The sequence below is a fragment of the Arthrobacter flavus genome, from assembly GCF_039526005.1.
In the GTDB taxonomy this organism is placed as follows: domain Bacteria; phylum Actinomycetota; class Actinomycetes; order Actinomycetales; family Micrococcaceae; genus Arthrobacter_D; species Arthrobacter_D flavus.
On the sequence record NZ_BAAAIJ010000051.1, the window covers coordinates 1 to 13,722 of the forward strand.

The 13,722-nt window shown below is 57.3% G+C and carries 10 protein-coding genes; 6 read left to right on the top strand and 4 right to left on the bottom strand.

Annotated features, from left to right (window positions below; translation table 11 throughout):
- Window positions 1-62: 62 nt before the first annotated feature.
- Window positions 63-404, bottom strand: a complete 342-nt coding sequence (locus ABD059_RS17765; protein ID WP_377959664.1) for a metallophosphoesterase — start codon at window positions 402-404, stop codon at window positions 63-65.
- Between the two features lie 106 nt (window positions 405-510).
- On the opposite strand from ABD059_RS17765, the gene ABD059_RS12745 reads away from it, so the two are divergent.
- The 4 genes from ABD059_RS12745 to ABD059_RS12760 all read left to right on the top strand — a co-directional run bounded on the left by ABD059_RS12745 (window position 511) and on the right by ABD059_RS12760 (window position 7,162).
- The gene (locus tag ABD059_RS12745; protein ID WP_343880629.1) at window positions 511-891 is read left to right on the top strand and encodes a hypothetical protein; all 381 of its coding nucleotides are present in this window, start codon (window positions 511-513) and stop codon (window positions 889-891) included.
- Window positions 892-1,056: 165 nt separating this feature from the next.
- Window positions 1,057-2,607: a type I restriction-modification system subunit M gene (locus ABD059_RS12750; protein WP_343880631.1), complete on the top strand. Its 1,551-nt coding sequence runs from the start codon at window positions 1,057-1,059 to the stop codon at window positions 2,605-2,607.
- Window positions 2,604-3,842: a restriction endonuclease subunit S gene (locus tag ABD059_RS12755; RefSeq protein WP_343880633.1), complete on the top strand. Its 1,239-nt coding sequence runs from the start codon at window positions 2,604-2,606 to the stop codon at window positions 3,840-3,842. Before ABD059_RS12750 ends, ABD059_RS12755 begins: the two co-directional genes overlap by 4 nt.
- Window positions 3,842-7,162, top strand: coding sequence for a type I restriction endonuclease subunit R (locus tag ABD059_RS12760; RefSeq protein WP_343880635.1), 3,321 nt, complete (start codon window positions 3,842-3,844; stop codon window positions 7,160-7,162). The genes ABD059_RS12755 and ABD059_RS12760 overlap by 1 nt, the downstream gene beginning before the upstream one ends.
- 372 nt (window positions 7,163-7,534) lie before the next feature.
- On the opposite strand, the gene ABD059_RS12765 is transcribed toward ABD059_RS12760, so the two are convergent.
- From ABD059_RS12765 to ABD059_RS17770, 3 genes are all read right to left on the bottom strand, one after another.
- Window positions 7,535-7,891: a hypothetical protein gene (locus tag ABD059_RS12765; RefSeq protein WP_343880637.1), complete on the bottom strand. Its 357-nt coding sequence runs from the start codon at window positions 7,889-7,891 to the stop codon at window positions 7,535-7,537.
- A 94-nt stretch (window positions 7,892-7,985) separates the two neighbouring features.
- Window positions 7,986-8,369: a hypothetical protein gene (locus ABD059_RS12770; RefSeq protein WP_343880639.1), complete on the bottom strand. Its 384-nt coding sequence runs from the start codon at window positions 8,367-8,369 to the stop codon at window positions 7,986-7,988.
- A gap of 136 nt (window positions 8,370-8,505) precedes the next feature.
- Window positions 8,506-8,862: a helix-turn-helix domain-containing protein gene (locus ABD059_RS17770; RefSeq protein ID WP_377959665.1), complete on the bottom strand. Its 357-nt coding sequence runs from the start codon at window positions 8,860-8,862 to the stop codon at window positions 8,506-8,508.
- 75 nt (window positions 8,863-8,937) lie between these two features.
- Between ABD059_RS17770 and ABD059_RS12775 the strand changes: the two genes are divergently transcribed.
- Window positions 8,938-9,201 carry a hypothetical protein gene (locus ABD059_RS12775; protein ID WP_343880641.1) on the top strand — a complete coding sequence of 88 codons (264 nt, stop codon included), beginning with the start codon at window positions 8,938-8,940 and terminating at the stop codon, window positions 9,199-9,201.
- A gap of 395 nt (window positions 9,202-9,596) precedes the next feature.
- Window positions 9,597-13,334: a hypothetical protein gene (locus ABD059_RS12780; RefSeq protein WP_343880643.1), complete on the top strand. Its 3,738-nt coding sequence runs from the start codon at window positions 9,597-9,599 to the stop codon at window positions 13,332-13,334.
- Window positions 13,335-13,722 lie beyond the last annotated feature (388 nt).

Consider the following 13,722-nt stretch of genomic DNA (forward strand, 5'->3'; position numbering starts at 1 on the left):
TGATTCGTGAATTTCCTCCTGTGTCCATTCTCGGACACGAAACTCACACAAACACTGGACTTCTACACGGGGACCCAACCAGTCCGGCCCCCACGGGGGAGGATTCTGATGTTAGAGCGAAAGGTCGCCAGGCCATCGTCCTCTACCTTCAGCTTTGCAACAGAGTCGTGGTTGTCATGGTTTCCTACGGAGACGACAAGGGTTTGCCCGAGATCAACCAGGGTCTGGTTGAGCCTTTTCTCAAACCTTCCGCGGTTCCGGCCCGGAAAGTCTAAGCCAAGATCTCCGACATGGATGAGGGTTCGCACGCCGGCTTTAGCCGCTGAATCGAGGCTGCCGAGCGCCCATCCCAGGTGCCCATGCCAGTCACCATAGATTGCGATAGGCGATGGGTCGGCTGTCATTTCCCCAGCGTAGTTCGACGAAGTGACAAACCATCTATTGGATCCGCAGCGTATACGGCAGGACCCTGAAGCATAGAATGAGGGACGTCGCCGCGAAGGGAGTCACATGCGACCACGCTCAAATAGCTCAGAGGATGAAAGTCACTCAGAAGCTGTAAAAATCGCGGTCATAGTCCGCGAGCTTAGCGAAGTTCTGACGCCGCGAATCGTTGCTGGTATCGCGGGCATCACCGATCCTCAGCAGGTCTGTGAGTGGGAAGCGGGTAAATCTGCTCCCACGGAACCTGCTCAATTGAGGTTGCGATTTGCACACAGCGTGCTCGGGGAAATACAGGCAGCGCGGCGCACGAGCGTCGCGCAAGCATGGGCAGTAACCATCAACCCGCGTCTGTACTACTCGACACCGGTCAAAGCGATTCGGGAAGGCCGTTTCATCGAGACGAAGGCAGCTGTACAGGCACTGCTGGAGGAAGCCTACGACGGCTGAAAGCCGCAATTGGTGTCTGAGGTGCATCGTCGGACGAATAAACGATTCAAGACAGCTCCCGATCTATCCGTCGCGTCCGCGCAGAAGCTGCCAAGAATTTCCAGGTATATGTGACCGATCGTCAACGTGCCCTCGGGGTCGGTTCTTTGCCGATATTCTCTAATAGTGAAAACTTCCGATCTCGCCCGGGTACGGGCCACGCTTTGGGCTGCTGCCGATGAATTGCGAGCTAACTCGAAACTAACGCCGGGCCAGTACCGCGACCCGGTGCTCGGGCTGGTATTCCTCGCCTATGCCGAGAACCGATTTGAGGCTGTCCGTGGCGAGGTCGAGGCGAACGCCAGCGCTCGAAACCCCGCGTCGATCGCGGACTATAAGGCAAAGTCCGTGCTCTATGTCCCCGATAAGGCACGGCTGTCGAGTCTTGTTGACCTGCCCGAAGGAGATGACGTCGGCAAGGCCATTGACGAAGCGATCAAGGCCATTGAGGAGCACAACCCCGAGCTCAAGGACATCCTGCCTCGCGGTTACCAGAAGCTGGAACGCTCGACCCTCATCGAGCTGCTGCGGCTATTTGCGCCGCTGCCCACACAGCTCGAAGGTGACGCTTTCGGCTTCATCTACGAGGACTTCCTCTCCAACTTCGCAGCGCAAGAAGGCAAAGGTGGTGGAGAGTACTTCACGCCCTACTCCATCGTCCGCCTCATTGTCGAGATCTTGGAACCGTTCCAAGGTCGGGTCTTCGACCCGGCATGCGGTTCGGGTGGCATGTTCGTCCAATGCGCGAAATTCGTACAGCGGCACCACGAGCCAGCGAGCCGCAAACTCTCGGTCTTCGGAGCGGAAAAGACCGAGGACACAGTTCCGTTAGCCAAGATGAACCTCGCGCTCCATGGGCTCTCGGGCGACATCCGCCAAGCCAACAGCTACTACGAGGACCCGCATGGCGCGGTTGGCGCCTTCGACTATGTGATGGCCAACCCGCCGTTCAACGTCGACAAGATCAAGAAAGAACAGCTTGCCGGCAACAAGCGATTCCCGTTCGGTCTACCGAAGGCCGACAACGGTAACTTCTTGTGGATCCAGCAATTCTACGCGGCGCTAACACCAAAAGGCCGTGCCGGCTTCGTCATGGCGAACTCGGCCGGCGATGCGGGCCACTCTGAGAAGGAGATCCGGAAGCAGCTGATCGAGTCTGGCGCCGTCGACGTCATGGTCGCGATCAGCTCCAACTTCTTCTACACCGTTACACTGCCGGTGACGCTTTGGTTCCTCGACAAGGCCAAGATCGGTACGCCGCGCGAGGACACCGTGCTGTTCCTCGACGCCCGGCACATCTACAACCAGATCGACCGTGCCCACCGCGACTTCAAGCCCGGCCAGATCGAGTTCCTGGCCAACATCGTGCGGCTCTACCGCGGCGAGGAAGTCGAGACCGTTGGAGGCAGCAACACACTACTCAAGGAGAACTTTCCCGACGGGAAGTACGCCGACGTCAGCGGTCTGTGCAAGGTCGCGACGCGCGCCGAGATCGAAGCCCAGAGCTGGAGCCTCAACCCCGGACGGTATACAGGTACCGCAGCGGTTGACGAGAGCGACGTTGACTTCATGGGAGATCTCGAAGCGCTGTACGAGGAGTTCACGATGTTGAACGATCAGGCTGAGGCGCTTCGCTCGAAGGTGGATGCCGCCGTTCAAGGGATACTAGACGCATGATTGGAGGATCCACGATCGGCGATTTGATCAACACGCTGATCGACTACCGGGGCAAGACGCCTTCCAAAACGATCTCAGGAGTTCCCTTGATCACCGCGAAGGTGATCAAAGGTGGCATCATTCTGGACGAGCCGCGGGAGTACATTGCGGAAGACAATTACGACGCCTGGATGAGACGAGGTTTGCCCGCTAGTGGCGACATTCTCATCACCACTGAGGCGCCGCTCGGGGAAGTGGCGCGAGTCGGGACCGAATCTCGGATCGCCCTAGCCCAGCGCGTCATTCTTCTCCGCCCTGACCCAGATAAGGTCGATCCGAGTTTCATGTTTCACTACTTGCGGTCGCCGCAAGCGCAGGCCGCTCTGAAGCGCCGTTCCAGCGGAACTACCGTTAGCGGCATACGGCAACCCGAACTCAGGGCCCTTGAAGTCCCTCTCTTGACGCGGCCCGCTCAGGAGGAGATAGGGGGCGTTCTCGACTCTATCGACGACCTGATCGCCAATAATCGGCGCCGAGTCGAGGTTCTGGAGGAGATGGTGCGGGCCGTCTACTGCGAGTGGTTCGTAAAATATCGCTACCCCGGTCACGGCCACGTGCGCATGGTTGATTCTGCCCTCGGTCCAATTCCGGAGGGGTGGGCAGTTGGCGTGATTGATGATCTTTTGTCGATAGTTAGGGCGACTGTCGCCCCCTCCACTATCGACCCTGATACTCCTGCCGTTGGCCTGGAACATATTCCACGGCAACGAGTTACTCTCGATGACTGGGGATCAGCGTCTGACCAAGGCAGCCGAAAGGGTGTTTTTGCGAGGGGTGACATCTTATTCGGCAAGATTCGTCCCTATTTCCATAAGGTCAGCATTGCTCCAATAGACGGCATTTGTTCGACGGATGCCATCATCATTCGTCCAAGTGAGGCGTATTGGGGCCAAGTGGTCGCGGTGGTGTCGAGCAAGGAATTCGTTGCTAATGCAACAGGTACGTCCAACGGAACCAAGATGCCACGCGCGGACTGGAAGGTCATCGGTCAGTGGCCCGTTGTTGTGCCTCCGGGCTCTCTTGCCGAGGCGTTCACGGGGATGGCTCGGGACCAGTTAGGGATGGCCGAGCGGCTCATGCTTGAGAACCGATCGCTGATGACCCTGCGTGACGTCCTGTTGCCAAAGCTGGTAACGGGGGAGATCGACGTGTCAACGCTCGATCTTCATGCATTGCTCGCGGAACAGGCAGCGTGATGACCCCCACAGGGCCTGAGTACCTCTACGTCGAGAAGCCGAGCATCGAGTTGCTGGCCCATCTCGGCTGGACTCCCGTGGATGCTTTTCACGAGATCTTTGGAGTTCAGGGCACCCTTGGACGTGATTCCCAACGAGACGTCGTACTCTCGCACCGACTTCGGTTCGCGATGCGCAAGTTCAACTCCGAAGACGTGCCCGACGCGTCCATCAGCGAGGCCATCGACGTGCTCACCAAGGATCGCTCGATCATGGATCGCGTTCGCGCCAACCGCGAGTTCCATGACTTGCTGCGTAATGGTTTCCGTGCGGAGTGGACCGAAGATAACGGTAACAAGCGAGCCGAAACCCTTTCGTACCTGGATCTTGCGAATCCTCACGACAATGACCTGTTGGCCGTGCAACAGATGTGGGTGAAGGGCAACCTGCACAGTCGGCGCCTCGACGTCGCTTTATTTGTCAATGGCATACCCCTGGTTCTGATGGAGTTCAAGGAACCCAACGAGCCGGTGAAGTCCGCGTACGACGACAACCTGACCGACTATCGCGACACCATCCCACAACTCTTCGTTCCGAACTGTTTCGTACTGTTGTCCAACGGCAGTGTCGCCAAAGTTGGTTCGACGTACTCGCCGTGGGAGTTTTTCAGCGATTGGATGGTCATAGACGCCCTCGGGGCCCGTGGCGTGATCGCCTTGGAGACAGCCCTGCGCGGCACCTGTGACCCAGTAGTGCTGCTTGACCTCCTCGCGAACTTTGTCGCCTACATGGAGCGCCCGGGTGGACTGATCAAGGTCTTGGCGCGTTCGCACCAGTACCTCGGAGTAAATGCAGCGATTGAGAACCTTCACCATGCGCGCGTGGAGCAGGATAAACGCCTCGGTGTCTTCTGGCACACCCAAGGTTCGGGCAAGTCGCTGTCGATGTTGTGGTTTACTCAGAAAGTGCTTCGCCAGGTGCCAGGCAAGTGGACGTTCGTTATGGTTACAGACCGCACCGAACTCGACACCCAGCTTCATGGAGAGTTTGCCGACGCCGGGGCGATCTCGCCGGAGGCTCGGGTGCATGCAGAGTCCGTCGCGCACCTGCGCCAACTGCTGGCTGCAGATCATCGGTACGTGTTCACCCTGATTCAAAAGTTTCAGCCGTCCAAGGGTCTGGGGGAGCAGCAGATGCCCGTCCTCTCAAGCCGGGGGGATGTCATCGTCATTACCGATGAGGCGCACCGAAGCCAGTACGACACGTTGGCCCTCAACATGCGCAGGGCGTTGCCGAATGCCTCGATGATGGGCTTCACCGGCACCCCGTTGATCGCTGGCGAGGAGCAGGCGACCCGCGAGCAGTTCGGTGAGTACGTCAGTATCTACAATTTCCGCGATGCCATGCAGGACGGTGCGACTGTCCCGCTCTACTACGAGAACCGCATCCCCGAACTCCAGCTTGTCAACGAAAACTTCTCAGACGAACTTGACGCGCTTCTCGAAGAAGCCGAGCTCGACGAGGACGCTGAGGGCCAGTTGGCTCGCGCCTTTGGTACGCAGTACACGCTCCTGACGCGTCCTGAGCGTCTGAGGACCATCGCCAAGGATCTCGTGACTCACTTCGTGGGCCGCGGCTTCACCGGCAAGGCGATGTACGTCGGGCTCGACAAAGCCGCGGGAGTGCGGATGTACAACTTTGTTAAGGAAGCCTGGGTTGAACATCTGTACGAGTTACGGGCTAAGCATGATGCGCTCCCTGAGTTGGAGCGTCCCTGGCTCGCATCGCGGATCGAACTGATGGAAACCACTGACATGGCGGTGGTGGTGTCGCAGAGCCAGAACGAACTCAAGATGCTCGATGACCTCGGACTCGACATCCGGCCACACCGCGAGCGAATGAATCGTGAGGATCTTGCCGAGAAGTTCAAGGACTCAACGGATCCGCTGCGCTTGGTGTTCGTCTGCGCGATGTGGATGACCGGCTTCGACGCGCCCAGCGTCTCAACCGTCTATCTCGACCGACCCATGAAGAACCACACTCTGATGCAGACCGTCGCTCGCGCCAACCGCGTCTTCCCAGAGAAGGACAACGGTCTGATCGTCGACTACGTCGGCGTCTTCAGGAATCTTGAGAAGGCTCTCGCTATCTACGGAGCCGCAGAGACCGGACAGCCGCCCATCGAGATCATTGACGCGCTCTCGGGCGAGCTGGAGGCCGCAGTGGCCGAGCTGTTCCAGTTCTGCTCCGACGTCGGGTTCGATCTTGCCGTGATGCGTGACGCGGAAGGGTTCGATCACATCGCAAAGCGCGACGCCGCAGTCGAGGCACTGCTGGTGGACGAAGACACCAGGACTGACTTCCAGCAGAAGGCCCGTCAAGTACGCAAGCTCTTCAAGGCACTCCTCCCGGATCCCAAAGCAGCCGCCCAACAGCGCAACGTAGTCGCGATCCGTGTCCTTGCCGAACGCATCGCAGATGTCACGCGATCGCCCAGAGCCGACCTACGAGTGGTCGCCGATGCGGTCGACGCCTTGCTCGACCGATCGGTAGGTGCGGAGGAGTACGTCATCAGGGCGGCTGCAGAGGGGACCAATCCCGACCCCTTGATCGACCTCTCCTTGATTGACTTCGAGGGATTGGCAGCCAAGTTCGCAGGTCGCAAGCGAGCCGAGACGGACCGGCTGGCCCAACTACTCCGTGAGCAGGCCATCGGAGCAGCGACCCGAAACCCAACTCGGTACGAACTCGTCGAGCGCATCGAACGGTTGATCTCGGAGTACAACGCCGGAAGCGTGAACATCGACGAGTACCTCAGACGCCTAATCGACTTGTCGCAGACCCTTACCGAAGAGGAGAGACGGTCTGCTCAAGAGGGCATGACAGAGGAGGAACTCGCGATCTTTGATCTGCTGACCCAGCCCGATCCCGTGCTGACCGACGTCGAGCGCGACACAGTGAAGGACAGCGCGAAAAGGCTCCTGGAACATCTTCACGCCAAGCTCGTTCAGGACTGGCGTCGGAAAGTTGACGTGATGAATGACGTGGACAGCACAATCCGCCGGGTGCTGGACCTAGGATTGCCCGAGCTGCCTTACACTCTCGACATCTTCACCTCGAAGGTTCAACTCGTCTTCGACCACGTCCTCACCGCTTACGGCGACGATGGCAAGAGCGCCTATACCACTCGGGTCGATTCTCAGGCATCAGAAGAGAGCCCCCAGTACGCCGGAAGGCTAGATGTGAGCAAGATCGCTGATGATGTTGTGGCACGCATCCATGATGACCCCGTTTTTGCCGCTTACGTTGCGGAGCAGTTGGGCGCTACCGACGTCTCATGAGCTTCCGATTGCTCTGATGCTCAGGCCAGGTATTTCATAGAACACCTTCATGATGGCGACCATTCGCTTGGCGCGACAGCGAGCAATTGCTAAGCGGCTCACAAGTAATCACCGAACGGTGCATAAGACTTCCAAACCACCGCCAATTTGCGCTGCGATTGGCCTGCCGCCTCAGTCGCCCATTCGGAGCCCCTCCTGTTGCTGTACCAAGCGCTCGGTACAGCAACCGTCTCAGGGGAACGGGAGGCGAAGCCTACCAATACACGTTTATCCCACACGATGAATGCAAGGGAGTCCAGCGTGCAGCTGGCTCGGTGGTCTTGCCTTCTTGTTCCGGACGGGTCTAGGCAGCTCGCCCCGATGTCGAAACCGCTAAACGTAGGACCCATCAACGAAGGCGTTCGCCGCTTCCATTACCGTTTGATCCCGTCCTTGACTCAGGGCATCCAGTGGCCGCTCGTCATCCAATATCCGGTTACTGGCGTGCAGCCACTGCCCGACTCCAGGCGCCGAGAGCGAATCAGACAGCACCATAATAATGTCGCGCAGTCCGATAAGCTTGGTCTGTACCTTGGTTCCGGGCCTTGTACCGCCTGCCTCCCACCCCGACACCACTGTCAAGTCCTCGTGAACTACCTCAGCAATATCGGTCAGACTCACGCCGTATCGATTGAATACTTTGACGAAGTCGGATGCTTCTATTTTTCCGCCCGTTTCATTCACCCCCATCGGGCTCCCGAATATGAATCGAACATAGCCCGATCGCACGTATAAGATCGGGGCTGAAGGCCTTTCGCCGCGATTATCATGTCTTTCAACTTGCTCAAACGTCCTGTCGGTCTTCGAGGAAGGCCTCTAGGGCAACGGCCACCTCCTGGTGCCGGTCCTCCCGGATCGCGGTCAGCGGGGTGTCTCCTTTCAAGAAAGGGTTGCCCCCGATGAACCACGCCCGGGCAAGGTCGGGGGTCTCGGCATCCATCAATATGACCCAGGTGTGGTGCGCAAGCTCGAGGCGCTTCCGTATAGCAGGTTCTGGGACGGTTCCATTTGGCAGGGCCCACTTATGGGGGAGCTTGGCGTCCTTCGAGCCAGCTAGGGTAGCAACCAGCAGCATTCCCAGGTGGCTGTTGAGGCGTTGAATCATCTCGTGGACAGCGGGGAGCGCGGTGTGCCCATGGTCCTGTGCTATACCGTCTTCGATGCCCATGACATCAGAATAGCTGCTTAGCTAAACTGCTGAGCTGGTAATCGAACGGGCGGCGGATGCAGGAATTTGCATTTGCCATTCTGTCTGCAGTCCCGGGGGTCGACGGTGAGCGTTCATTTGGGTAAAAACGTGCCACTCACTTCGGATCGGGTTCAGAGGAAAGCCTTGTCCTCGTGTTGCTTTTTGAACGACCGCGACGGTGCGGCGCAACCGTCGGAAGGTTAGACGGCTTGGTGAATAGATCAAGAACGTCCACCCCGAGGACTTCAGCGACATCCCAAAGACGCTCGTAAGCCAAGGTCCGACGTCCCCATTCGACGCTGACCACCATGCTCCGGTGCAGCCCCGCCTCCAGGCCGAGCGCCTCTTGAGTGAGATCTCGTGCGATGCGTAGCTCTCGGATGCGCGCCCCAACCTGCTCACGCCGGTTTTGCCACGCTTGCAGCCTGGTTGGCGAAGTTTCTGAAGGTCGGATAGGCACACCCAATGGCACTATAGTGAGTCACTGTTGTCTGTCGCACTAGTGCGACATGAGAGCCAGATCATAATCCACATGGAAGGAACCAACATGGCCGTCTCTGTCATCCTTGATCTGACCGGAGCGGTCTCTATTAAGGATCTGGAAAAATTTCTCGACTTCGTTCCGGAGGGTTTTGACTCGCAGAGAGACCTGCGAGTCGCATCCACCGACCGCTTCCGTTCCGAAGGATTACCGGACTTCTTAAAGATGCCGTTGCCTACGGCCGCAATTGAAACAGGTAAGCCGGTGTCGCCTATAAGAAGCCCTCAGCTGGAAGTTTGCACTTCCTTCGAAAGCGGTCCCGAGGACTAGATCCGGTGGCTAGTAGGGTCAGACGGACGTTGCATGCCAGGGATGTCTTAGTTGTACCGTCCGTCTCGCTGGTGCTTTCCCCAAGGTTTCAAAACAGTTAGGTAGCCAGGTGTGCGTCATACGGTGAGGTATAGAGGAGGCGGGACCTGCTAATCCTCAAAAGCAGGATCGACTTTGAAACTCCGAACCGTCCGCGGGAAGCTCCGCCAAGCCTCCGTCGTGCCCGGAATTGCCCCTGCGCGACCTTTATCCCGGCGGTATGTCTCCATCTATGCTCCGTGGACATACGCGGAACTTATCGCTCGAAATCCCCGATTTGGTCTCGCGGATGGAATCCGGCATGTCGATCATGAAAAAGCTCATGAAACACTGCGGTTTGCGATCTAATAAAAGGTATGGGTCGGAATAAAGCGAAAAAGCCGAAGAGACAAAAGAAGTACCCGAAGGTGAGCTTGTCCGCAACCTTAAGCGCCTATGATTCGAACCAGCTGTGGGCCTTAGTAGTGGCTGGAGGTGCCAGCCCCTTTCTCCGCCGGCGCTGGATCTCTATTTCAAGTCTCGTCCATGAGATTTCGAAGATGCCACTCGGCGGCTCGCGTGACGTCAATCCAGCCTCGATAAACGAACTGATCACTGCTGCTCAGTCGGAATACCCAGCAATTTCGCAGAATGAAGATTTTCTTCCGGCGGATCCACGGATGAACGTTCGAGTTCGTTTGGGGGACTCAACTGTTCGGCTATTCCCTGGTTGTGTTGAGCGCCCAGTTGCGGATGTGGACCGAGCTCATCTTCTAGCCTCGGTCGTAGATGATGAACTTGTCACGAGAATGGGTTTTGGTGTTTCACATCTTCTTCAGGTGGTGCTGGGCTACGCAGACATCGCGATCCAGCGCTTCGCCCCTGCGTGGGACGGAGTTGTCGATAATGAAGACAATATACCGAGGCTTTCAACGGCCGAGATTGAAGCCGCTTCGGTCCTCGTCAAACTGGGAACTCCCGATGCTCTAGTGTCCAGCGAGGAACTACGCCGGGCTCTAGATTGGTTAACTTGCGACGCATCTGATCTCGAGTATGAGCTCGCCAATCCCCAAAGCTGCTTCGGGCGGTACGTTCGCTACAGGCCCAGCGGGGGCGAGGATCCCCGGTGGCTACCGTTAGCCTTCCTGCCCGAAGCTCTCGGTCTTGCAGTGGGTGAGTTAGTGGAAATGGTTGCGAACGAGCCATCTATACGGCGCAAGTTCGCGCAGTCCGTAGCGGCCGATGTGCGTCAACAGTTATGGCGCTTCACAGACCTTTTAGAGGGATCCCCAGACTCAAACGGATTACCAGTGGTGACGCCTGCCAACGTTGTCCAGTGGATACTTCCTGTTGGAGAGAATCTAGCTCTGCTAGTGCAGGTTATGTCAGAAATCGATGTGCATCGATTGAATTTTCCAGATATTCCTGCGGCATTGAAAGCGGCGAAAGATTCAATGTCCGGTGACGACGACGTAGAGATAGCCCTACCTCTCGGAAGGGCGCGTGTGCCCGGCTCTGTAGTTTTGATTCCGCTACTTGTAGTCGCCACATCGCATCACATCATGACTCCGCAGGTTCCCGGAATAGCCTCGATGGCGTTGGACGATTTGAGATGGATCTCAACCTCCGCTGATCATGAGGGCGATTTGCTTAACTTCTGCCGGGACCTGATCCGTGCGGACCTCCCTGAGATGTTTGGTTTCGAGACGATCAACTATTGGGAGTGGTGGCGAGCTAACGGAAAGAGCTTCTTCTCTGGGGGCAAGGCGCCGTCGTTCATGTCACTAGCACCCCATTCGGGGGAGGAGGAGTGGCTCAGAGCTGCCACGTGGACACCAACTGAAGAATCCTTGGCTACCTTAGGTCTTCCAGCCTTGAGGGAAACTGTTGGTCTTGATCGCGTTCGGGCGGGGGGCCCGACAGAGGTCCATTCTTGGACGGCAGCGAAGTCCCCGCCCGGCAGCTCTTTCTTCAAGAAGCCAGTTAGCGGTTCAAAGCACGAACGCCCTTCTGCCAAAGGCTGGTCGCTTCATCTGGGAGCCGTTCCTGTCGCCATCTCCTCGGCGGATGAGGCTTGGGACACCCGGGACCACCGGCAGATCCTCAGCGACGTTGCCGGCTCGCTGACTTTTGGCATACGCGGAGTCGATGATGCGTGGCTCGCCGCCCATGCCAACACCAACCTTGATGGCCATATAGTGATTCTCCAAATCGCTGACAGCGAGAAGCCAGGAGATCGGTTCATCTGGCCGTCTGGGGTCAGTATTGAAAAGCACGACCAAACCACGATCGCCCATTCCACAGTAGAGATTTCGTTCGAAAGGCTTATTGACCTTGGAAACAACGATCCCAACAGAATAAAAAGCGAGATGGCAGCAGCCATCCAAGACCTGCTCATCGCGTGCCAAGTCCCCGAGGATGAAGCAACTCGTGTGGCAGAGCAGTGGCGCGCGGCAAAGCCGACCATGACCTTGCATGTCGCGAATACTCCGACGACTAGGAATAATTTGCGGGCGCCCGTAAGCGTCGATCACGCTTATCTTTCCGCTGTGGATCGACTGATCGCCGAAGGCGTACATCAGCAGAGAGTGAAGCCCGGTCTATATAGCGGTGACGAAGCAAAGGCTTTGGATCGTGACGTTCTCGCGGTGGTTGCTCTGCAACTGCTCGAAGCTCGACTCAGCGCATACGCTGCCGACCGACTCGTGCTGTTCGGAATGGAGCAGCTAAGTCGATCGGTAGATCATTACAATCGCCGGTTCAGGGACATCAACGAATCTGCCCGATCTTTGGATTTGGACTGGGATCCGCTCGAACTAACAACCAAAACTCTGGCTGAGAGTGTCACGATACGACGCTGTAATGAGATAGCGGTTGAGGCAGCTTTGCGGTTCAATCCGACCGGGTCTTCGGTGCCGGGTGATGTAGCTTGGGGTGAGATACTCGCTGCCGCCAATGCGTATCTGGAAGCCACTATGCGCAGCGAAAATGTGCATAATCAGCTGGCGCCATCAGCCATCAAGATTAGCGACTCTTTCGAGATAACTGTTGAGGCCTATGCTCCGGGCACGTCCGCTCAATCTGTCGTTCGCCACACATACGACATGGATGTTCGCTCTTACAGCGACGCGCTAGCACGGCAACGCCTTTCCGAAGATAGCTGGCCAGAAACAGAACCTGACGCGGCCCTGCACGCGGTTCTGGAACAGCAGATGTTGATCGCTTTTGGCGCTTCATCCCAGGACATCTACTCGGTCCTTTTCGCTCTTGCCCATTGGGAGTTGGACGATAAGAACGTAGATGTAGCCCGAGCTTCTAGACAACAGATCGTCGACATGGTTGTTGAGTTGTCGACGCTGGGTATCGAAACCGACGGTCCAGCCCGTATTTCCGCGGCTTTGACCGTGCTCACTAGCCTTCAGGGCTCGTTTGAGAACGAAGAATGGCGGCCGTGGCATGCCAGGACAAGGAAAAGCAGGCTGCTGATCCAACCACTTCCTGTCCTAAGTTCAGGAGAATACGTGGTTGCACCCCATTATTTGCTCGCCTCATTAGGCGTCTATAATCAGTATCTCGATCAAGGCCAATTACCCTGGAGCCAACCACCCCCGCCAAGGGCCCTTGACACGGCGTTGTCTCGTTACCGAGACGCTAAAAATTCGGCGCTCGAGACTGACCTCGCAATGCTTTTGATTCAGCACGGGTGGAGCGTCGAAAGTAACATTAAAGAGACGAAGGCCGAGCGGTTAAACCTTCGTTCCCTTGCGACAGAAATCGATGTCGTCGCTGGTCGGCCAGGTGATCGGACGATTTGGCTCCTTGAAGCGAAGGACCCGGTCAGTGTTCATGCGACACCAGAAGTTCGTCGACATTTGGACACCTTCTTTCTGGATGGAAAGAAGAGATCATACGAGGCGCAGCTGCAACGGAAGCTTGACGATTTGGCACCACATGCCCCGGAGGTGGCTGCTGCGTTGAAGTTGCCAGAGCGGCACCAGTCTGATGCGTACGAGGTTAGGGCGGCCTTCGTGACCCGCCGGCCGGTTCCTGCGGCGTATGTTCCGAGCGTGTTTCCCTTTTTTACGGTTGCTGAGATCGCTCAAGAATTCACCTAGAATTGAGGACAACGGTCGATGTGTTGCCCGGGCGCCAACCGATAGAGTCGGTAGGCGCCTACTCATCCTCGTAGCACCATTCCCATTACCGTGCTACCCCGAAGATGGCTGTCGGCGCTTCTGAACATGGGACCGTGCAGCGCACAATCGTGCGCGACTCTGGAACCTGGGCTCACGGGACAGAAGAGGACTGCGGGTGAGCGTCCGTGGGACTTCGACGCTACTCTGTCTATTCCAGACACGGCGCTCGTAAGAAAAGCGCATGGAGCAGGCGTTGCTTGTGACGAATAAAATCCCCATGCTCGTGGCTAGATTATTCGTATGACCGCGTTAGGGTCACTGCGGTGAGTACCCCGTTCTGCGGAATGTTGCTTCGGAGGCTTACTGC

Bases quoted from the DNA above. Each gene is read 5' to 3' on its own strand.
- ABD059_RS17765 (WP_377959664.1), bottom strand. From the start codon at position 404: ATGACAGCCGACCCATCGCCTATCGCAATCTATGGTGACTGGCATGGG.
- ABD059_RS12745 (WP_343880629.1), top strand. From the start codon at position 511: ATGCGACCACGCTCAAATAGCTCAGAGGATGAAAGTCACTCAGAAGCT.
- ABD059_RS12755 (WP_343880633.1), top strand. From the start codon at position 2,604: ATGATTGGAGGATCCACGATCGGCGATTTGATCAACACGCTGATCGAC.
- ABD059_RS12760 (WP_343880635.1), top strand. From the start codon at position 3,842: ATGACCCCCACAGGGCCTGAGTACCTCTACGTCGAGAAGCCGAGCATC.
- ABD059_RS12765 (WP_343880637.1), bottom strand. From the start codon at position 7,891: ATGGGGGTGAATGAAACGGGCGGAAAAATAGAAGCATCCGACTTCGTC.
- ABD059_RS12770 (WP_343880639.1), bottom strand. From the start codon at position 8,369: ATGGGCATCGAAGACGGTATAGCACAGGACCATGGGCACACCGCGCTC.
- ABD059_RS12775 (WP_343880641.1), top strand. From the start codon at position 8,938: ATGGCCGTCTCTGTCATCCTTGATCTGACCGGAGCGGTCTCTATTAAG.
- ABD059_RS12780 (WP_343880643.1), top strand. From the start codon at position 9,597: ATGGGTCGGAATAAAGCGAAAAAGCCGAAGAGACAAAAGAAGTACCCG.